The 21,753-nt window shown below is 48.5% G+C and carries 15 protein-coding genes; 14 read left to right on the forward strand and 1 reads right to left on the reverse strand.

From position 1 onward, the window contains the following. Positions 1–468 precede the first annotated feature (468 nt). The 5 genes from ahrC to ACNA6I_RS03140 all read left to right on the forward strand — a co-directional run bounded on the left by ahrC (position 469) and on the right by ACNA6I_RS03140 (position 6,014). On the forward strand, positions 469–921 hold the full coding sequence (ahrC, locus tag ACNA6I_RS03120) for a transcriptional regulator AhrC/ArgR (protein WP_317947880.1): 453 nt from the start codon (positions 469–471) through the stop codon (positions 919–921). A 119-nt stretch (positions 922–1,040) separates the two neighbouring features. Next, complete coding sequence (gene recN / locus ACNA6I_RS03125; protein ID WP_048006024.1) at positions 1,041–2,741, forward strand: DNA repair protein RecN; 1,701 nt, start codon at positions 1,041–1,043, stop codon at positions 2,739–2,741. A gap of 126 nt (positions 2,742–2,867) precedes the next feature. Further along, positions 2,868–4,145, forward strand: a complete 1,278-nt coding sequence (gene spoIVB, locus ACNA6I_RS03130; protein WP_416312949.1) for a SpoIVB peptidase — start codon at positions 2,868–2,870, stop codon at positions 4,143–4,145. 264 nt (positions 4,146–4,409) lie between these two features. Further along, positions 4,410–5,186, forward strand: coding sequence for a sporulation transcription factor Spo0A (gene spo0A, locus ACNA6I_RS03135; RefSeq protein ID WP_048014027.1), 777 nt, complete (start codon positions 4,410–4,412; stop codon positions 5,184–5,186). Positions 5,187–5,285: 99 nt separating this feature from the next. Then, on the forward strand, positions 5,286–6,014 hold the full coding sequence (locus tag ACNA6I_RS03140) for a glycerophosphodiester phosphodiesterase (RefSeq protein ID WP_416312950.1): 729 nt from the start codon (positions 5,286–5,288) through the stop codon (positions 6,012–6,014). An 8-nt stretch (positions 6,015–6,022) separates the two neighbouring features. On the opposite strand, the gene ACNA6I_RS03145 is transcribed toward ACNA6I_RS03140, so the two are convergent. After that, positions 6,023–6,262, reverse strand: coding sequence for a DUF2627 domain-containing protein (locus tag ACNA6I_RS03145; RefSeq protein WP_048005993.1), 240 nt, complete (start codon positions 6,260–6,262; stop codon positions 6,023–6,025). A gap of 131 nt (positions 6,263–6,393) precedes the next feature. On the opposite strand from ACNA6I_RS03145, the gene ACNA6I_RS03150 reads away from it, so the two are divergent. From ACNA6I_RS03150 to ACNA6I_RS03190, 9 genes are all read left to right on the forward strand, one after another. Continuing rightward, positions 6,394–8,454 (forward strand): sigma 54-interacting transcriptional regulator, encoded by a 2,061-nt coding sequence (locus tag ACNA6I_RS03150; protein ID WP_048014121.1) that lies wholly within the window; start codon positions 6,394–6,396, stop codon positions 8,452–8,454. A gap of 134 nt (positions 8,455–8,588) precedes the next feature. Continuing rightward, complete coding sequence (yqiS, locus tag ACNA6I_RS03155) at positions 8,589–9,497, forward strand: phosphate butyryltransferase (RefSeq protein WP_416312951.1); 909 nt, start codon at positions 8,589–8,591, stop codon at positions 9,495–9,497. Positions 9,498–9,533: 36 nt separating this feature from the next. After that, on the forward strand, positions 9,534–10,628 hold the full coding sequence (bcd, locus tag ACNA6I_RS03160; RefSeq protein ID WP_048005991.1) for a branched-chain amino acid dehydrogenase: 1,095 nt from the start codon (positions 9,534–9,536) through the stop codon (positions 10,626–10,628). A 129-nt stretch (positions 10,629–10,757) separates the two neighbouring features. Continuing rightward, on the forward strand, positions 10,758–11,867 hold the full coding sequence (gene buk / locus ACNA6I_RS03165) for a butyrate kinase (protein WP_048014030.1): 1,110 nt from the start codon (positions 10,758–10,760) through the stop codon (positions 11,865–11,867). A 14-nt stretch (positions 11,868–11,881) separates the two neighbouring features. Continuing rightward, positions 11,882–13,306: a dihydrolipoyl dehydrogenase gene (gene lpdA, locus ACNA6I_RS03170; RefSeq protein ID WP_048014031.1), complete on the forward strand. Its 1,425-nt coding sequence runs from the start codon at positions 11,882–11,884 to the stop codon at positions 13,304–13,306. A gap of 259 nt (positions 13,307–13,565) precedes the next feature. Next, a complete protein-coding gene (locus tag ACNA6I_RS03175) occupies positions 13,566–14,564 on the forward strand; it encodes a thiamine pyrophosphate-dependent dehydrogenase E1 component subunit alpha (protein ID WP_048005988.1) in 999 nt (332 codons plus the stop codon). Positions 14,565–14,578: 14 nt separating this feature from the next. Continuing rightward, positions 14,579–15,562: an alpha-ketoacid dehydrogenase subunit beta gene (locus ACNA6I_RS03180; RefSeq protein ID WP_048005987.1), complete on the forward strand. Its 984-nt coding sequence runs from the start codon at positions 14,579–14,581 to the stop codon at positions 15,560–15,562. Positions 15,563–15,586: 24 nt separating this feature from the next. Further along, entirely contained in the window at positions 15,587–16,870 is a 1,284-nt protein-coding gene (locus ACNA6I_RS03185; protein ID WP_048014032.1) for a dihydrolipoamide acetyltransferase family protein, read from the forward strand. A 508-nt stretch (positions 16,871–17,378) separates the two neighbouring features. Next, entirely contained in the window at positions 17,379–21,704 is a 4,326-nt protein-coding gene (locus tag ACNA6I_RS03190) for a S8 family serine peptidase (protein ID WP_416313210.1), read from the forward strand. Positions 21,705–21,753 lie beyond the last annotated feature (49 nt).

Raw genomic sequence — 21,753 nt, forward strand, 5'->3', positions numbered from 1 at the left:
TTTAACCCGAACCTAACTTCTTTTTTCTACTCCATCCCCCCGTCTTTTTGTATTTTGCGTTCAAAGCAAACGATTCATGTCAGGCTTTCAAATGGTGCACAATAAAAATTTTTAAAAATGGGTATTCTTGAATAATAAGTAATATGTGCAATTCCTATAGTCTTATACCCCGTGTTTATATACACTAAACTGTATAGTGGCAGGTTTCAAACGGGTAAACGATTTCATTTAAAAGTCTTAAATTTCTTTCTATTTTCCAGCAATAAAGCTATATTTGAATATTGTTACATTATTGATAAAAAATATTAATTATACATAATTATGTAAAATTATTTCGCTTTTCCGTCAATACTGATAAAGAACATGCAGATCTGCACGGTTTCTGGTGGATTTGTACAAGGAAATAGGCTAACATAATCGTAGAGGTATAAATATACAGGTTCAATATGGAGTAAGAGGTGTATGGTGATGTTAAATAAGGGTCAGAGACATATAAAGATCAGGGAAATCATCACGAATCGGGATGTGGAAACCCAGGATGAGCTTGTGGACAGCCTGAAAAATGCAGGCTTCAATGTCACACAGGCAACCGTTTCAAGGGATATAAAGGAGCTTCATTTGGTTAAGGTTCCGCTTATGGACGGCCGCTATAAATATAGCCTGCCGGCGGACCAGCGCTTCAACCCCCTTCAAAAGTTGAAGAGGACGCTGACGGATGCCTTCGTCAAGATTGATGCTGCCGGTCATATGCTGGTCATGAAGACGCTACCGGGGAATGCGAATGCCATCGGTGCCCTCATCGACAACTTGGACTGGGAGGAAATCCTTGGGACGATCTGCGGGGATGACACCTGCTTGATCATTTGTCGGTCTGAAGTGGAAACCGAAGTCATTTCCAAACGTTTCCTTGATATGCTATAAAAGGTTGACCACCCTATCGACGGGGTAAATTAAATGAAAACAGAGGCACTTTCCAACGTGATTCGGTTCTATCCGGGATACATGATCGGAAGTGTCTTATTATATGAGGTGAGTATTTCTTGTTACAGGAACTTTCAATCAAAAATTTTGCCATCATCGACTCGATTGCCCTTTCATTTGAAGAAGGATTGACCGTCCTTTCAGGGGAAACAGGTGCGGGGAAGTCCATCATCATCGATGCCATCCATCTATTGGTAGGAGGCAGGGGGTCATCCGAGTTCGTCCGGCATGGAGAGAAAAAAGCCGAGATTGAAGGGTTATTCCTATTGGACGATCCCCATCATCCTTGCTATGCAAAGGCTTCTGAATTCGGGATCGACATCGAAGAGGGCATGATTGTTCTCAGGAGAGATATTTCCAGTACGGGTAAAAGTGTGTGCCGGGTGAACGGAAAGCTTGTGACGATTGCTACCATGCGTGAAATCGGGTCAACGCTCATTGACATCCATGGGCAGCACGAGCATCAGGAGCTCATGAATGAGCATCTTCATCTGACACTTCTGGATCAGTTTGGTGGAAAGGATATTGCTTCGTCGCTCACGGCATATCTGGATGTATTCGATGAGTATCAGACCGTGTCCAGACAGCTTAAGCGGTTGAATGAAAATGAACAGGAGATGGCTCATCGCCTTGATCTTATCCAATTCCAGCAAAAAGAGATACAGGATGCGGAGCTCCGCCTGCATGAGGATGATGAACTGCAGGAGGAAAAGCTGAAGCTCGTCAATTTCGAGAAGCTATACGAAGCCCTCCAGACGTCATATGACAGCCTGCGCGGGGAAAGAAAAGGAATGGACTGGGCGGGACTCGCCATGGGGCATCTTGAAACCGCGGCGGAAGTGGACGCGCAGTTTGGCGGGACGCTTGAGTCAGTATCCTCAGCCTACTACATCCTTGAGGATGCTGCCCATGCCATCAGGGCGGAACTGGATCAGCTCGAGTTTGAACCGGGAAGGCTGGATATGATCGAATCCAGGCTGAATGAAATCAATGGACTGAAACGGAAGTACGGTTCATCAATCGAAGAAATCCTTGCATATGGTTCACGGATCGAAGAGGAGATCGAAACCATCATCAACAAGGATTCGCATGTACAGCAGCTGCAAGATCAGTTGCAGTCCCTTGAAAATGATCTCTCGGTGGAGGCGGAAAATCTGACGATCGCCCGTAAAAAGTGGGCCAAGAAACTTACGGTCAGTATCCACGAGCAGTTGAAGCAGCTCTACATGGATAAAACGAAATTCGAGGTCAAGTTCCTTACCGACGGGGATGCCGTAAACCGGAAATTCAAGAAGGAGGGGTGGGATGAAGTCGAGTTTTATATCTCCACGAATCCTGGTGAACCCCTGAAGCCGCTCTCGAAGGTCGCTTCGGGGGGAGAACTTTCCCGCATCATGCTCGCCCTTAAGACGATCTTCTCCAAGCATCAGGGGATCACTTCCATCATCTTCGACGAAGTGGATACGGGTGTCAGCGGAAGGGTGGCTCAATCGATTGCAGAGAAGATCTATCAGGTGGCCGTCCATTCACAAGTGATGTGCATATCCCATCTTCCGCAGGTTGCGGCCATGGCAGACTGTCATCTGTTCATTTCGAAGAAACAAGCGAACGGGCGCACGAGCACGAAGGTAAAAAGACTAGAGGAAAATGAGAAGATCCAGGAAATCTCCCGCATGATCTCCGGCGTGGAAATCACCGATCTTACCCTTGAACATGCCAAAGAGCTCCTTCATTTGGCAGGAAGCATCAAAGAGACATGAAAAGCTATCCAATACGGGTAGCTTTTTTTCATTATTACCAGTTATAAATGTCCTTCCAAAAGGCAAAAGTAAAACTGTAGCCAAATCACCAGTGTGTTTGGATTAGAAGCGAGGAGAGTGAAAGTAGTGAAGTCAGATTCGTTAAGGAAATGCATAGGTGGAATTCTCCTTGTTTCGCTCATTCTTATCGGTTTTTTGGAACCTGTCCAACAGTGGGTGAAAACACCCACGTTCATTAGGATGATGGAAGGGGATCAAGTTGCTCTCCCCATATCAGCACCTGCTGCCGCATCTGAAGGGACGGTACAACTTTCGTCGAATAACGAACAATTATCCGTGGGAGGCAGCCGTGTCGGAAAAGACGAAGTGGTCTTTGAAATTGCCGGACTCCCCATCAAAGAAGTCAATGTTGAAGTACTGAAAGATTTTAAAGTGATCCCCGGCGGCCAATCGATCGGGGTCAAATTGAATACCGTAGGCGTACTGGTCGTCGGTCATCATCTTGTGAATACAGAAGAGGGAAAAGTTTCCCCGGGTGAAAAGGCTGGGATTCAGGTCGGAGACATGATAACCGAGATCAATGGAACCAAGATCGAAGAACTTTCCGACGTGGCTCCTTTCGTCCAATCCGCGGGAAAAGATCAGGAATCCTTGAAACTCGTGGTGAAAAGAGAGAAGAAAACCATCAAAACCACTCTCCTGCCGGTTAGGGAAAAAGGGGACGCTGCTTATAAGCTCGGCCTTTATATCAGGGACTCGGCTGCAGGAATCGGCACCATGACTTTCTATGATCCCCAATCGAAGAAATATGGCGCTCTTGGACATGTGATTTCCGATATGGATACGAAGAAACCGATCGTCGTGGCAGATGGGGAAATCGTCCATTCCGAAGTCACATCCATCCAGAAAGGGAGCGATGGAAAGCCTGGGGAGAAACTGGCAAGATTCTCATCCGATCATAAAGTGATCGGGGATATCACGAGGAACAGTCCGTTTGGGATATTCGGACGCCTGAACCAGACCATCGAGAATGAGCGTATGGATAAACCCATGCCGATCGCTCTTTCTCACCAGGTAAAGGAAGGGCCAGCGCAGATCCTGACGGTGGTCGATGGCAAGGAAGTCGAAATGTATGATATTGAAATCATGAGCACGATCCCGCAGAAATATCCCGCAACAAAAGGGATGGTGTTGAAGGTGACGGATCCGAAGTTACTGAAGAAAACCGGCGGGATCGTCCAAGGGATGAGCGGTAGCCCGATCATTCAGGATGGGAAGGTCGTAGGGGCTGTCACCCATGTATTCGTGAATGACCCCACGAGTGGGTACGGTGTCCATATCGAGTGGATGCTGAGCGAAGCAGGCATTGATATTTATAAGAAAGATCACAGCAGAGCAAGTTGAATGGATCCGGCGCTGAGCAAGCGCCGGATTTTTTGTGCGTTTGTGAAAGCTGAGGAATTCCGTTAAAATAAAGATAATTCGACAAAAGTTCAGTGTGGAAATCGAATCAGGTCGAAATTAAGAGAAAATGAAAGTAAAACGAAGGAAAAAGAATATATTTCAAGTTTTTTTCAAAAATAAAAGGAAATTAGGTTGCATTGTCGAAAAAGTAATTTACAATAAAAAATAACAGTGAATTTATTTGGACTGAGGAGGAAACGTTTAGTGAAATCGATTAAAGTTTGTATAGTGGATGATAACCGGGAACTCACCTCATTGTTGGAAGATTATATTGCCTCACAAAATGACTTGGAAGTTGTAGGGATTGCCCATAATGGACAGGACTGCCTGGATCTCTTGGAGGAAGTCGAAACGGACGTACTCGTCTTGGATATCATCATGCCCCACCTGGATGGCCTTGCCGTTCTCGAGCGCCTGAGGGAGAGGAAGAACATTCCGAATGTCATCATGCTGACAGCTTTCGGTCAGGAAGACGTGACGAAAAAAGCGGTGGATCTCGGTGCATCCTATTTCATCCTGAAGCCGTTCGATATGGAAAACCTGGTGAGCCATATCCGACAGGTAAGCGGGAAAACGAACCCGATCATCAAGAAGCCTTCCTCCCGAATGAATTCTGATCATAAACCGAGAAATCTCGATGCAAGCATCACGAGCATCATTCATGAAATCGGCGTGCCGGCACATATTAAAGGATATATGTACTTAAGGGAAGCGATCTCCATGGTCTACAATGATATCGAACTCCTTGGTTCCATCACCAAAGTCCTTTATCCTGATATCGCAAAGAAATACAACACCACCGCTTCGAGGGTCGAGCGTGCGATCCGTCATGCCATCGAAGTAGCCTGGAGCCGTGGGAATATCGATTCCATCTCCTCCCTCTTCGGTTATACTGTAAGCATGACAAAAGCAAAACCGACCAATTCTGAGTTCATTGCGATGGTGGCTGACAAGCTGCGTTTGGAGCATAAGGCCTCTTGAAAGGGTAAGTAGAACGGATGACCCGGTGCCTGCCGGGTTTTTATTTTTGTGCGAAAGGGTACCCACCCTACATAGATGCAAAAAAAGGACGTGAAGGTTATGACATTGATCTTTGCCCACAGGGGTTCTGCAGGGACTCATCCTGAGAATACATTGGAAGCGTTCGCCGAGGCAGCCCGGGTCGGGGCGGATGGGATCGAAATTGATGTGCAACTCACCTCGGACGATCAGGTGGTCGTCATCCACGACGAAACACTCGATCGTACGACGAATGGTAAAGGATTTGTCCAGGATGTCACCCTCAAGGATATACAAAAGCTCAGGGCGAACGGAAAATGGAAGATGCTCCGACGATGCCGGGTGCCTTCTTTGATCGAAGTGTTCGAATGGATGAGGGGGAATGATCTCCTCTGCAATATCGAATTGAAGAACAGCGTCATGGACTATACAGGCCTCGAAGAGAAAATCTTTGAACTGAGCAGGGAATATGGATACGATGATCGGATCATCATCTCTTCCTTCAATCACTACTCCCTTGTCAAGTGCAAGAAGTTGAATCCGGCAGTTGAAGTGGCAGCCCTTTACTCGAACAGGCTTTTCATGCCGTGGTCCTATGCCCGTTCCATCGGGGCAGGTGCCATCCATCCTAACCTCAATGCCGTAACCGATGACATGATCCTGCAGTCGGTGAAGGCGGGTGTGCTGGTGCGGCCCTACACGGTGAATAAGGAAACGTCGATGAAAAGGCTGCTCCACATACGGTGTCCTGCCCTCATTACCGATTTCCCCGAACGTGCAATCGGAATCAGGAATACAGAAAAAAGCTAGCCCCCGGGCTAGCTTTTTTTCGTGAAACGAGGTTGAACTTTGTTCCTTTTCCGGTCCCTATGGAGAACGAATCCTGCAATGAATCCCAGGCCGACCACGAAAAAGACAAGACCGAGAATGAATTGCAGCCAGAGGTACGGTATGGGAGGCTGCAGGATGCCGAAGAGCATGTCCCTCATAAGCTTGATACCAAGCGCTGCAAATGCACCGGGTATGAGCATGATGATCAAAGCGATAAGGCGTGACATTATGAACATTTCCCCTTTGTATCCACTTACTTGAATTTTACCTCCATCATGAAAATTGTCAAGGTGGCCCTTGTGAGGTAAAATGGAACTGTGAAATATATTGCACGGACAAAGCGATGGGGTGAAGAATGTTGCAGGATGTTCTCATAGTAGGGGGAGGAAAAGGTGGGGTGGCGATCTTGAAAATTCTCCACGAAGCCTCTTCCATGAATGTAGTAGCGGTCATCGATGTGGACAGGCAGGCTCCCGGGGTAAAGCTTGCCGGGGAATGGGGCATCGCGGTCGGAGATGATTGGCGACCGTATCTTGACTCTTCCATAGATATCGTCATCGAGGTGACGGGGGATCAGGCAGTGTTTGAAGACATCAGGGATCGACGCGGGAAGAATACCGTGCTCATCCCCGGAAGTGTCGCATTTCTCATTTCCAAGCTCCTCGAGGAAAAAGAAGAGCTGATCCATGAACTCACTAGTGAATCCTTCAAGCGGGATCTCATATTCAATTCAACGGATGACGGGATGATTGGAATTGATCACAGGGGTAAGATCATCCTTTTCAATCAAAGTGCCCAGCGCATGACGGGGATCAGCGGGGAGGATGCTTTGAACCGGAACATCCTTGAGGTCGTGCCGGAAAGCCGGCTGCTCTCGACCATCGAAACAAGGAGGCCTGAAATCAATCAAGAAGTGATCCTCCAAAACGGTTTGAAGATCATTTCGAGCAGGATCCCGATGATCACATCCTCGGATGAAGTAATCGGTGCATTTTCGGTGTTCAAGGATATTACCGAAGTGGTGAACCTTGCCGAACAGATCACGGATCTAAAAGAAATCCAGACGATGCTTGAAGCCATCATCCAATCAAGTGATGATGCCATATCTGTCGTGGATGAGGATGGGAAGGGGATCTTGATCAATCCCGCCTATACGAGAATCACGGGTCTTTCCAGTGGAGAGGTGATCGGGCAGCCGGCAACTGCGGATATTTCCGAAGGTGAAAGCATCCATCTCAAAGTCCTCAGGACCCGAAAGGCCATCAGGGGCACGAGGATGCGCGTCGGCCCGAAGCGGAAGGAAGTCATCGTCAATGTGGCACCGATCATCGTCAATGACATTTTGAAAGGGAGCGTCGGCGTCATCCATGATATGTCGGAGATCCAATCCCTCACGAATGAATTGGACCGGGCACGCAGGATCATCCGGACCCTAGAGGCAAAATACATTTTTGACGATATCATCGGGACATCCGAAGAAATGAAAATTGCCATCGAACAGGCGAAGCTTGGGGCAAAGACGCCGGCTACCGTCTTGCTGCGGGGTGAATCCGGCACCGGAAAGGAACTGTTTGCCCATGCCATACATAATGCAAGTGACCGGAAGTTCAACAAGTTCATCCGGGTCAACTGTGCTGCCCTGGCTGAAAACTTGTTGGAAAGTGAGCTGTTCGGTTATGAAGACGGCGCGTTTTCCGGAGCGAAGCGCGGGGGCAAGCGGGGTCTCTTTGAAGAAGCGAATAATGGGAGCATTTTCCTTGATGAGATCGGGGAGCTGAGTGCCAGCACGCAGGCGAAGCTTTTAAGGGTGCTCCAGGAACAAGAAATCGTCCGGGTGGGAGGAACCAAGTCCATCCCCATAAACGTCCGGGTGATTGCCGCCACCAATGTGAACCTCGAGAAAGGCATGGGGGACGGGTCATTCAGGGAGGATCTTTATTACCGCCTCAATCGAATGCCGATCCAGATCCCGCCCCTTCGCCAGCGAAAAGGCGATATCCCGTTGATATCCGAACGTCTCATCACCAAGATCAATCAGGATTACGGGCGTAAGGTGGAAGGGCTGACGAAAAAGGCCACGGTGAAGCTGATGGAGCATGACTGGCCAGGGAACGTGCGCGAGCTGGAAAACGTACTTGGCAGAGCCGTCATATTCATGGAGGCAAGTGAAACGTATATAGACGAAAAGCATCTTTCCTCCATGGGTCATGCGAAGGGTCGTGCAACCGAGATGGAGTCTGATCCGGTAGAGACAGATTTGAATGCACGCCTCGAGTGGTATGAAAAACAGATAATCCAGTCGGTTTTAGCGCAACATAAAGGGAACAAGACAGCCACGGCGAAAGCACTGAATGTTTCTGTCAGGAACCTGTACTATAAAATTGAAAAATATAACATTGAAATAAATAGCATGAAATAATTTGCAGACCCTGCAAAAAATTGCATGATCACATTTCGTTTAATGAAGCGTTTTCATGCTTTTGAAAGTTGGCACGCTTCTTGCGAGATAGAATAGTGGAACCGATAATTGTAAAAAGGGGTTGAATCACATACATGAATCTCCAATCTCTAGTAGACCTAGCAACCCGCAAGGAAAATGCCACTGTAGCTGTTGCTGCGGCGGAAGATAAAGAAGTCCTGAAGGCTGTATCCATGGCCGTGGAACATGGGATGGCTGAGTTCCTGCTTTTCGGTGACAGGGAGAAGATCGAACAGGTGATGGAAGAATCACAGCGCGATCTTCTGGAAAGTGCCAGGATTAAAATCATCCATTCACCTTCCGTGCAAAATGCTTCAGAACTTGCCGTTCAGGCCGTCAACAAAAAAGAAGCAGACGTTTTGATGAAAGGGCATGTTTCCACTTCGGTCCTCCTCAAAGCTGTACTGAATAAAGAGTGGGGTCTTAGGACCGGGAATGTGCTATCGCACGCAGCCGCCTTCGAAGTTGAAGGATTTGAAAAACTCGTTTTTGTGACTGATGCCGCCATGAACATTTCACCGGACCTTGGGCAAAAGGCCCAGATCATTCAAAATACCGTTTCGGTTGCCCGGTCCATCGGAATCGACCAGCCGAAAGTAGCTCCTCTCGCAGCCGTTGAGGTCATCAACCCGCAAATGCAGGCTACATTGGATGCTGCCGCCCTGACGGTGATGAACCAACGGGGACAAATCAAAGATTGCCTGGTGGACGGGCCGCTTGCACTCGATAACGCCGTTTCATCGATTGCGGCGAGACAAAAAGGAATTGTCAGCGAGGTGGCCGGAGAAGCGGATATCCTCCTGGTGCCTACTATAGAAGCAGGAAACGTCCTTTATAAGTCCCTTATGTATTTCGCAGGGGCCAAGGTGGCTGCCGTCATTTCGGGAGCCACAGCACCAATCGTATTAACATCCAGGTCGGACCTGGCAGAGAGCAAGCTGTACTCATTGGCACTCGCCATCAGCTCTTCAGAAAACCGCTAACGAACACAACTAACGTATAAATAGGGGGAAACACTCATGAAAATCTTCAGCTATATGGAACAATACGACTACGAACAATTGGTATTCTGCCAAGATCAGGAATCAGGCTTGAAAGCCATCATCGCCATCCACGATACCACTCTCGGCCCTGCACTCGGCGGAACACGCATGTGGACATATGAATCAGAGGAAGCGGCAATCGAAGACGCCCTTCGCCTTGCCAAAGGTATGACTTACAAGAATGCTGCAGCCGGATTGAATCTCGGAGGCGGTAAGACCGTCATCATCGGAGACCCGCGCAAAGACAAGAACGAAGAGATGTTCCGTGCATTCGGACGCTATATCCAAGGGCTGAATGGCCGTTATATCACGGCAGAGGATGTAGGTACAACCGTTGCGGACATGGACCTGATCCACGAAGAAACCGATTATGTAACAGGGATTTCTCCTGCATTCGGTTCATCAGGGAATCCATCCCCTGTAACAGCTTACGGCGTGTACCGCGGAATCAAAGCGGCAGCCAAGGAAGCATTCGGGACGGATTCGCTTGAAGGCAAAACCATTGCAGTCCAAGGTGTGGGTAATGTTGCGTACAATATGTGCCGCCACCTTCACGAAGAAGGAGCCAATCTGATCGTAACGGATATCAATAAAGAAGCCGTTCAGCGTGCCGTGGAAGAGTTTGGTGCTAAAGCTGTAGATACCAATGAAATCTATGGAGTAGACTGTGACATCTTCGCGCCTTGTGCCCTCGGTGCCATCATTAATGATGAAACGATTCCACAGCTGAAAGCCAAGGTGATTGCCGGAGCTGCGAATAACCAGCTGAAAGAAGCCCGTCACGGAGATGCCATCCACGAAATGGGAATCGTCTATGCTCCGGATTATGTCATCAACGCAGGTGGGGTCATCAATGTAGCTGATGAGCTTTATGGATATAACAGCGAGAGAGCCATGAAAAAGGTCGAACAGGTTTATAATAACGTCGAGCGCGTAATCGAAATCGCCAAGCGTGATCATGTTCCTACGTATGTAGCCGCTGACCGCATGGCAGAAGAACGCATCGAAAAAATGCGCCGTTCAAGAAGTCAATTCCTTCAAAACGGACATCACATCCTTAGCCGCCGCTAAAACACATTGATGGGTGCTCCTCCAAAAAAGGAGGGGTGCCCCATCTTTGTGTAAAAGACATTTTGTCATCAGGGGGTCCTTGGAATAGAGAGAATAAAGATATAATTCGCCCTATTGGAGGTTACTGCTGTGCAAGAAATCAAGCACCGGATCCTAGTCATCAACCCGGGATCCACATCGACTAAAATCGGGGTCTTCGATGAAGACCGTTCCGTTTTTGAAAAGACGATCCGTCATGAAACCGAAACGATCAATCAATACCCGACTATCATTGATCAATATGAGTTCCGTAAGCATACGATACTCGAAGCTCTCGATGAAGAAGGGATCAATATATCCAAATTGAGTGCCGTCTGTGGACGGGGAGGCCTTCTGAAGCCCATTGAAGGTGGAACCTATCTTGTGAACGAAGAGATGCTCCGCGACCTAAAAGAAGGTGTATCCGGACAGCATGCATCGAATCTCGGAGGCATCCTTGCATTCGAAATCGCCTCCGGACTCAATATCCCATCCTATATCGTCGACCCGGTGGTAGTGGACGAGCTCCAACCTCTCGCCAGGGTGTCAGGGTTTTCCTTGATCGAGCGCAGAAGCATTTTCCATGCCCTTAATCAGAAGGCGGTCGCAAGAAGGGTGGCCAAGCAGCTCGGTAAGAAATATGAAGAGCTGAACCTGATCATCACCCATATGGGAGGTGGGATCACCGTTGGTGTCCATCATCTCGGGAAAGTCATCGACGTCAATAATGGACTGCATGGCGACGGTCCCTTCAGTCCTGAACGCGCTGGAACAGTCCCTGCCGGGGACCTTGTCGACCTGTGCTTTTCAGGGGATTACTACCGCGAAGAGATCATGAAGAAGCTTGTCGGACAGGGTGGTCTTGTAGGATACCTCGGTACAAGCGATGCAGTTAAAGTAGAAAAGATGATCGAAAATGGAGATGAACAGGCCCGCCATGTCTATGATGCCATGGCTTATCAAATCGCCAAGGAAATCGGCGCAGCCAGCGCGGTGCTGAGCGGCAAGGTGGATGCAATTATCCTGACGGGAGGACTTGCATACGGAAAAGGGTTCGTCAAAGCCATTTCGAAACGAATCAGCTGGATCGCCGATGTGATCATCCAACCTGGTGAAAATGAACTTCAGGCCCTTGCTGAAGGGGCATTGCGTGTACTCAAACAGGAAGAAGAATACAAAGAATATCCGGGAACGTCAAAAAGTGAGGCCCGGATACAATAAGGAGGTCATGAACAATGGCTGAAGAATATGATCTTGTCATTCTGGGTGGAGGAACAGGCGGCTACGTCGCCGCCATCCGTGCATCTCAATTGGGTCTGAAAACAGCAATCGTGGAAAAAGGGAAACTGGGAGGAACATGTCTACATAAGGGATGTATCCCAAGTAAAGCGCTTCTCCGGAGTGCCGAAGTATACGCAACGGCAAAGCACAGTGAAGATTTTGGTGTGAAGATCAACGGAGTAGAGCTTGACTTCCCTAAAGTGCAGGCACGTAAAGAAAGCATCGTCGAAGGCCTTCATAAAGGTGTACAGCACTTGATGAAGCAAGGGAAGATCGATGTCTTCGAAGGACTTGGAAGAATCCTTGGGCCATCCATCTTCTCGCCGATGCCGGGAACCATTTCAGTCGAGATGAACAACGGTGAAGACAACGCCATGCTCATTCCGAAAAATGTCATCGTTGCAACAGGCTCCCGCCCACGCTCACTGCCAGGCCTTGAGATTGACGGAACGCATGTACTATCTTCAGATGAGGCTCTTGCCCTGGAATCCTTGCCGAAATCCATCATCATTGTTGGGGGCGGGGTCATCGGGATTGAATGGGCTTCGATGTTATCTGATTTTGATGTGGATGTCACGGTCATCGAATATGCTGACACCATTGTCCCGACAGAAGATAAAGATATTGCTAAAGAAATGCAAAGACTGATGAAGAAAAAAGGCGTCAAGATCGTTACTGGCGCGAAAGTCCTCTCTGATACGCTGAACAAAGGCTCAGGCAGTGTCGCAATCAGTGCCGAGCACAAAGGCGAAACGAAGACCTTCGAAGCTGAAAAGATCCTCGTTTCCGTTGGACGTCAGGCGAATGTCGAGGGAATTGGTCTTGAAAATACAGATATCAAAGTGGAAAAAGGTTTCATCGAAGTAAATGAATACTACCAAACGAAAGAATCCCATATCTATGCGATCGGAGATGTGATCGGTGGCTTGCAGCTTGCCCACGTCGCGTCACATGAAGGGATCACGGCAGTGGAGCATCTGGCTGATCAAAAGCCTCATCCAATCGACTATAATCTCATTTCAAAATGCATCTACAGCAGTCCTGAAATCGCCAGTGTGGGATTGACGGAACAGCAAGCAAAAGACGAAGGACACGAGGTCAAAGTCGGGAAATTCAATTTCAGGGCCATCGGAAAAGCCCTTGTCTACGGAGAATCAGACGGATTCGTCAAAATTATCGCAGACAAGGAAACGGATGACCTCCTAGGCGTTCACATGATCGGCCCACACGTCACCGACATGATCTCCGAAGCAGGACTTGCCAAAGTGCTTGACGCAACACCGTGGGAAATCGCCCACACCATCCACCCGCATCCATCCCTCTCAGAAGCCATAGGCGAAGCCGCCCTGGCAGTAGACGGAAAAGCCATACATGGCTAGAAAAGCGGAGGGGCTTTGCTTAGGGGCGACAAGCATAAGATGGGCTGAGCGGAAAGGCGACCTTAGCCTTTTTGATCAGTACAGCTTATGACCTCGAGCCCCTAAGCCCCGTAGCTGGACAATAGAAAAGCGGAGGGGCTCTGACCCTCTGACCCGATATACAAACGCTCAATTCCCAGTATGAACATTCATTACCCAGGGACAGGGTTCCTGACAGAAGGCACCCTGTTATCCATTAACGCTGTAGGAGGTTAAAAAAATGGCAAGCAATCGTCATGAAGAATTAGGACTTTCCAATGAGAAAGTGTTAGAGATGTATGAAACTATGCTACTCGCCAGGAAAATTGATGAGCGGATGTGGCTGTTGAACCGTTCAGGTAAGATCCCGTTCGTCATTTCCTGTCAAGGTCAAGAGGCCGCTCAAGTCGGTGCAGCATTTGCACTTGATACCGAGAAGGATTATGCTCTTCCGTACTATCGTGATATGGGCGTTGTCCTCACATTCGGGATGACGGCTCAAGAATTGATGCTTTCAGGCTTTGCGAAAGCAGAAGATCCGAACTCAGGCGGCCGTCAGATGCCGGGGCACTTCGGACAAAAGAAAAACCGCATCGTCACGGGATCTTCTCCGGTAACCACCCAGGTGCCGCATGCTGTCGGACTGGCACTCGCAGGGAAAATGGAGAAAAAAGACCTTGTGACATTTGTTACGTTTGGTGAAGGATCGTCCAACCAAGGGGATTTCCACGAAGGAGCAAATTTTGCCGGTGTACATAAACTTCCGGTCATCTTCATGTGTGAGAACAATAAATATGCCATTTCGGTCCCGATCGAGAAGCAATTGGCATGTGAGAAAGTATCAGACCGTGCCATCGGTTATGGTATGCCAGGAATCACCGTTGATGGAAATGATCCCATCGAAGTGTATAAAGTGGTCAAGGAAGCGGCTGATCGCGGAAGACGCGGAGAAGGTCCGACATTGATCGAGACGGTTTCCTACCGTCTGACTCCCCACTCCTCAGATGATGATGACCGCAGCTATCGCTCTCCAGATGAAGTGGCGAAAGCCAAAACGAATGATCCGATCATTACGTTTGGTGCGTATTTAAAAGAAACAGGCGTCATGGACGATGAGCTGGAGAAAGCCATCAATGACCGCGTGATGAAACAAGTGAATGAAGCAACGGATTACGCAGAGGCTGCACCGTATGCAGAGCCTGAATCCGCCATGAAATATGTTTACGCAGAAGAGAAGTAAGGGGGAGAACCAATATGCCAGTAATGTCTTATATTGATGCCGTAACATTGGCCATGAGAGAAGAAATGGAACGAGATGAAAAAGTATTTGTGCTCGGCGAGGACGTCGGCAAAAAAGGAGGCGTCTTTAAGGCGACTCACGGATTATATGATCAATTCGGAGAGGACCGCGTCATCGATACGCCCCTTGCCGAGTCGGCCATAGCAGGGGTTGGGATCGGAGCTGCCATGTACGGTATGAGACCGATCGCTGAAATGCAGTTTGCTGATTTTATCATGCCTGCTGTCAACCAGATCATTTCCGAAGCGGCCAAAATCCGTTATCGTTCCAACAATGACTGGAGCTGTCCGATGGTCATCCGCGCACCGTATGGCGGAGGAGTACACGGAGCCCTTTATCATTCTCAATCAGTAGAAGCGGTCTTTGCCAATCAGCCTGGTCTGAAGATCGTCATGCCTTCAACGCCTTACGATGTAAAAGGCCTTCTGAAGGCAGCGATCCGTGATGAAGATCCTGTGCTATTCTTTGAACATAAACGGGCCTACCGCCTCATTAAAGGTGAAGTACCGGAGGACGATTATACGCTTCCGATCGGAAAAGCAGATGTAAAACGCGAAGGGGAAGACATTACGGTCATTACCTACGGCCTTTGCGTCCACTTTGCCCTTCAAGCAGCAGAAAAGCTTGCCCAGGATGGCATTGAAGCACATATCCTCGATCTTCGCACCATCTATCCATTGGATAAAGAAGCAATCATCGAAGCAGCTTCCAAGACGGGTAAAGTACTGCTTGTAACGGAAGACAATAAAGAAGGAAGCATCATGGGTGAAGTGTCTGCCATCATCGCAGAACATTGCTTGTTCGACCTTGATGCACCAATCAAGCGCCTTGCCGGCCCGGATGTACCGGCCATGCCGTACGCACCGACAATGGAAAAACACTTTATGATCAACCCGGATAAAGTGGAAAAAGCAATGAGGGAATTGGCGGAATTTTAACGAACCAGATTAGGAGGGATCCTCATGGGGATTGAAAAAATGAAAATGCCTCAGCTAGGCGAGAGCGTAACCGAAGGGACGATCAGCAAATGGTTGGTGTCTCCGGGAGATGCGGTCAATAAATATGATCCGATCGCCGAAGTACAAACGGATAAAGTCAACGCCGAAGTACCTTCTTCGTTTACAGGGGTCATCAAGGAACTTCTTGCCGAGGAAGGCGACACCCTTGAAGTCGGAGAGCTCATCTGTTCGATTGAATTAGAGGGGGGCACTGATGCTCCTGCTGAAGAAAAGGTGGAAAAGAAAGAAGAAGCAGCACCGTCTTCACCTGCCTCAGCGGATACAAGCAATAAAGGCAGATATTCTCCTGCCGTCCTGAAAATGTCCCAGGAAAACGGAATCGACCTGACCCAGGTGACGGGAACAGGGGCCGGTGGCCGGATTACAAGAAAAGACCTTAAAAAGATCATCGAGTCAGGCAACATCCCTCAGGCGAGCGAGGCACCGAAGGCCGCTCCGCAGCAGGAATCGCCCTCACAAGGGGAAACTGCAGCTCAGCCGTCCAAAAAGCCTGCCCCTCAGGCTCCGGACGTGCCTACCAAGCCAGGTGATATTGAAATTCCTGTAACTGGAATCCGGAAAGCCATCGCAGCAAATATGCTTCGAAGCAAGCATGAAGCTCCCCATGCTTGGACGATGATGGAAGTGGATGTCACCAACCTGGTCGACTACCGCAATTCCCTCAAAACAGAATTCAAGCAGAAGGAAGGCTATAATCTGACCTTCTTCGCATTCTTCGTCAAGGCCGTTGCACAGGCGCTTAAAGAGTACCCACAGATCAATTCCATGTGGGCTGGCGATAAGATCATCCAGAAGAAGGATATCAATCTGTCGATCGCTGTTGCAACCGATGATGCCCTCTATGTACCGGTCATCAAGAATGCAGACGAAAAGACCATTAAGGGCATTGCAAGGGAAATCACCGAGCTTGCTGGAAAAGTAAGAAGTGGGAAACTGACTTCCCAAGATATGCAGGGTGGTACATTTACAGTGAACAATACGGGTTCTTTTGGATCAGTGCAATCAATGGGAATCATCAATTATCCTCAGGCAGCGATCCTTCAGGTGGAATCGATCGTCAAGCGTCCTGTTGTCATGAACAACGGAATGATTGCCGTGCGGGATATGGTGAACCTCTGCATGTCCCTTGATCACCGCGTATTGGACGGACTGGTTTGCGGACGATTCCTGCAGCGTGTGAAAGAAATCCTCGAAAACACGTCGAAAGAAACAACGTCCATCTACTAAGTGAGAAAGGACCCTTCCTGGGGAGGAGGGTCCTTTTTTTGTTGACGATCCATGAGACTTTAGGGTGACGGGAGAGGGGGATCGGAATGAAAAAGTAGGCAAATGGCACGGAATAGTTTCAAAAGAATATTTCATAAGGTTAAGTAATCAATGAGAATAGGACGATAGGCTAAACGCTTTTCCCCTTAGATCCCAGGTGAGGCTTAATGAGGAATTATTGTTCCCAATTTGTAAGGAATAGTCGAATGGCCCATATAAAACAGGAAAATAAGGGATGGGATAGGTGAATGGTCATTCATAAATACACCCTTCGTCACAATTCGGAACAAGGTGGCTAAGCCTTTCTGTTTATTTTCAGAATATTAGGAATTTACATGACATTCCTCTACAACATTCGACAATACTCTTTGGTTATGTTTGGTTTAACACCTACTATTTACCAGGTGGAATAAAAATGAAAGGAGATCATGTCCGAACAACCAAAATGAAACCAAACGGAGGGAATTGGATGAAGGGAAGAAGAAGACAGAGGGCAAAATGGTTATCCATCATTTTGACATTAGCGATGTTCGTTCCACTATTATTTCCTTTTAACGCAGGGGCTGTCAGTGCCGCTCAAAAGGAAAAGCCATCGACTTCAGTAAAAGATTCTGCCAAAGTGTCTCCACAGTCCAAGATCACATCAAAGCTCCAGAAACAATTCGACAAAGATAAGCACGTCACATACTTAGTAAAGTTCAAGGAGCAGGTAGATACGTTAAAGATCGCCGAGAAAGCGGAAAAAAATGCGAAGAAGCAAAAGCTTTCTGCCAACAACAGTAAACTGTTGAAGCGGAACCTCGTTGTTTCAGAGCTTCGTGCTACCTCACTTGAAACGCAAGCAGAAGTAAAAGAATACTTAACCAAGCAAAAGAAATCCGGTGCAGTCAAAGACATCCAAAGCTATTATGTTGTCAATGGCATGGCCGTTACAAGTACGAAAGAAGTGATGGAGAAGCTTTCCACTTACGCTGAAGTTGAGAAAATCCTGCCGAATGAAGTTCGTGAGCTCAACAAGCCAGAAGTGGTAAAAGAGAAGGAAACCTCCAAGAAGAAAGGTGAAACGGCTGCTGTTGAATGGAACATTGATAAGGTCGGTGCTCCTGCCGTATGGGATATGGGCATTGATGGATCAGGGACAGTCGTTGCTTCCATCGACACGGGTGTTCAATGGGATCACCCTGCTTTGAAAGAGCAGTACAGAGGATTCAATCCTCAAAGCCCGAACTCACCGAACCATGAGTTCAATTGGTTCGATGCAACGGCCGGTCAAGGGACACCATATGACGATAATGGCCATGGTACCCATGTAACCGGTACGATGGTCGGTCACGAGCCGAATGGTTCCAATCAGATCGGAGTGGCTCCTGGTGCGAAATGGATCGCTGTCAAAGCGTTCACTTCCCAAGGAGGAACGGATGCCGATCTATTGGCTGCAGGGGAATGGATCCTTGCTCCAAAAGATGCCGAGGGCAATCCACATCCTGAAAAAGCTCCGGACGTTGTAAATAACTCATGGGGCGGAGGGAAAGGACTTGACGAATGGTATCGTGAAATGGTCAATGCATGGAGAGCGGCGGAAATCTTCCCAGAGTTCTCAGCAGGAAATACGACCCTTACGAATCCAGGGGGTCCTGGTTCCATCGCGAACCCGGCAAACTATCCTGAGTCCTATGCAACCGGGGCAACAGACATCAACAACAACCTTGGGAGCTTCTCCCTGCTTGGTCCATCCCCTTATGATGAAATCAAGCCGGATATCGCAGCTCCTGGTGTGAACATCCGATCTTCCGTTCCAGGTGGGACGTATGAAGGCGGATGGAACGGGACGTCCATGGCTGGACCTCACGTTTCAGCTGTTGTGGCCCTGCTGAAACAAGTAAACGCCAACCTGACAGTCGATCAGATTGAGGAAATCTTGAACACGACTGCTGTACCATTGACGAACGGTACGTATCCTGATGTACCGAACAACGGATTCGGGAATGGTCTTGTCAACGCATTCGATGCGGTCAATTCCATCATGAATGGCCTTGGTAAGGTGAGTGGTCAAGTCGCTAAAGAGGGCGATGATACAGAAGCACCGTCCATCAACCACGAACAACCGACAGACGTCTACCAAGGAATGGATCTGAAATTGGAAGCAGAAGCAACGGATAATGTCAGTGTCACATCTGTTAAGCTGTCTTATCAACATGCTGATGGCGAGTGGGTGGATGTCGACGCGAAACGTAAAAGCGGCGACTTCACTAAAGGGATCTACGAAGCGATCATCCCTGCTGATGCGTTGAATACGGACAATGTGACCTATAAATGGACAGCGGTAGACTTCGGAGGAAATGAGGCTGCAACAGATGAATATTCCTTAGAACTTCTTCCGGGCATTTCGGTCGGTTACGAGCAGGACTTCGAATCTGAACCTGCGGGCTGGTTCTCTTATGGAAACGGGAATAGCTGGGAATGGGGAATTCCTACTTCCGGACCAGGAAATGCAGCTTCCGGCGAAAAGGTGTACGCTACGAAGCTCGATGGGAATTATGCAAACAGCGCCAACATGTCCCTGCAAATGCCACCGGTCGATCTGCCTGAAGGAAACAGCTTCCTCCAGTTCAAACAGTGGCATGACCTTGAAACCCGATATGATTTCGGTCATGTATTCGTCTCTACAGACGGCAAGGAGTGGACACAGGCTCTCCGCGTCAACGGAACGACGAACGGATGGATCGATGGAGAAGTGGATCTGAGTGAATATGCAGGTCAACGCATCTATATCGCATTCAATGTGACAAGCGATGGAAGTGTTCAAAAGCAAGGATGGTATCTGGATGATGTCAAGCTGACCGATTCATCCCTGCAGCCATCCAAGAAAATGAGCCTTGGATTGGATTCGAAGAAGGATGCCGCTTCTTCCGTTTCCAAAAAGCCGAAAGTAGACCCAGCCAAGATCCAGGTTGAAAAGCCTGTGGCTAAAGATCAAAGCAAGGAAGCACCGGCACCTGTCCTGCTTCCACTTCAAGCAGAAGTATCTGTTTTGGAAACTGGACGAAGTGTCTATACGAATCCGGCAACAGGATCCTATGAAATCGCTCATGCAGCTGGTGATTTCACCCTGCAGGCATCGACCTACGGATTCCGTTCCCAGACTCAGAGTGTGACGATTGAAGCAGACAGTACAACGACTGCCAACTTCACCCTTGAAGAAATTCCTAAAGGGACCGTCACGGGTACCATCACGAATCAATTGACCGGGGATCCTGTTGCAAATGCAACCGTCATGGTCCTTGAAGATGCTGCCGTTCAACCTGTCCAAACGGACGCTGACGGACGATATGAGCTGAACGTATATGAAGGCGACTATACGGTCAAAGTGGTCGCTCCTAACTATTACAGTCAAGAAGACGCAGTCACGGTTGAAGGTGGGGAATCCGAAACGAAGGATTTTGCACTGAAACCATTCATCGGATATCCTGGAGAAATCGGCTACGATGACGGTACGGCTGAAAATGCACGTGCCTATAATGCAGCTGGCAACTCATGGGCTGTGAAGATGTCGCTTGCGGAAGGAAATGATACTGCCCTCGTCACTGGCGGTCTGTTCCGATTCTGGGATACAGAATGGCCGGTACCGGGTGGAACCGAGTTTGAAGTGGAAGTTTATGATGCAAGCGGTCCGGACGGTGCTCCAGGCAAGAAGCTTGCTGGACCATTCGAAGGGGAAGCTCTCCGTAACGGTCAATGGACACAGGTCGACCTCAGTGATGAAGGCATCATGGTCGATGGTGACTTCTACATGGTCTACACGCAGACAAAAGCCAACCCGAATGCCCCTGGACTTGCAACAGATGAAGACGGGGAATATGCTGCGCGCAGCTGGCAGCGTGTCAGCGGGGCATGGTCGCAGTCTCCTGAAGATGAAGGAAACTATATGATCCGTGCAACGGTGAATTATGAAGTGAAAGAGCCGGTCATCACATCACCTGAAGATGGTTCATTCACGAACAAAGATCAGGTGAAAGTGGAAGGAACATCTGCTCCGGACACAGATGTCATCATCTTGAATGGTGATGAAGAAGCGGCTACGACAACAGCAGACAGTGAAGGTAAATTCGCTGCTGACGTCAGCCTGCAGGAAGGGGAAAATGTACTGACGGCCAAGGCTTCCACTGAGCAGGGGCAAACAGGGGCATCCGAACCTGTTACCATCATCCTTGATCAAGAAAAGCCGGAGCTTTCCATCACATCTCCTGCCGATAAATCCAAAACCAATAAAGAAACGGTTACCGTCAAAGGGAATGTGTCTGACGACAATCTTGATTGGGTGAAGGTGAACGGCAAAAAGGCAGACGTGAAGGATGGTGCATTCAGCCATCGAATCCTTCTAGAACAGGGTGAAAACATCATTAAAGTCGTTGCTCAAGACAAAGCGGGCAACAAAACCACGAAGAAAGTCACCATCGAGGCTAAATACAGAAATCTTGAGATTTCCAATGTACTCCCTGGAGAAGATAAGGAATTGAAATCAGGTGAATCAGTCAAGATCGAATTTGACAGTGAGCCTGGACTCGATGCGACATTCGTTCTCCATATGCCATTGACGAATGCCCGCAGCATGACCTCGAATTCGACAGAACTCCCGATGAGGGAAACGTCTGAAGGTCATTATGAAGGCTACTACACAGCCACTTCAAACGTGAAAGCTCCTGGAGCAGTCGTGGAAGTGAAAGTGGAAGATGACTTCGGAAATGTAGAAACGAAACGCGCTGAAGGAAAACTGTATATCAACGCGAAAAAGTAATGGTGACAAGGAACGTTCCGGGATCGTATCCCGGGACGTTTTTTCATAT

Source organism: Rossellomorea sp. FS2 (assembly GCF_047915635.1).
Classification (GTDB): domain Bacteria; phylum Bacillota; class Bacilli; order Bacillales; family Bacillaceae_B; genus Rossellomorea; species Rossellomorea marisflavi_A.

Coding starts and splice junctions, on each gene's coding strand:
- ahrC (WP_317947880.1), top strand. CDS start 469: ATGTTAAATAAGGGTCAGAGACATATAAAGATCAGGGAAATCATCACG.
- ACNA6I_RS03140 (WP_416312950.1), top strand. CDS start 5,286: ATGACATTGATCTTTGCCCACAGGGGTTCTGCAGGGACTCATCCTGAG.
- ACNA6I_RS03145 (WP_048005993.1), bottom strand. CDS start 6,262: ATGTCACGCCTTATCGCTTTGATCATCATGCTCATACCCGGTGCATTT.
- yqiS (WP_416312951.1), top strand. CDS start 8,589: ATGAATCTCCAATCTCTAGTAGACCTAGCAACCCGCAAGGAAAATGCC.
- bcd (WP_048005991.1), top strand. CDS start 9,534: ATGAAAATCTTCAGCTATATGGAACAATACGACTACGAACAATTGGTA.
- lpdA (WP_048014031.1), top strand. CDS start 11,882: ATGGCTGAAGAATATGATCTTGTCATTCTGGGTGGAGGAACAGGCGGC.
- ACNA6I_RS03175 (WP_048005988.1), top strand. CDS start 13,566: ATGGCAAGCAATCGTCATGAAGAATTAGGACTTTCCAATGAGAAAGTG.
- ACNA6I_RS03180 (WP_048005987.1), top strand. CDS start 14,579: ATGCCAGTAATGTCTTATATTGATGCCGTAACATTGGCCATGAGAGAA.
- ACNA6I_RS03185 (WP_048014032.1), top strand. CDS start 15,587: ATGGGGATTGAAAAAATGAAAATGCCTCAGCTAGGCGAGAGCGTAACC.
- ACNA6I_RS03190 (WP_416313210.1), top strand. CDS start 17,379: ATGAAGGGAAGAAGAAGACAGAGGGCAAAATGGTTATCCATCATTTTG.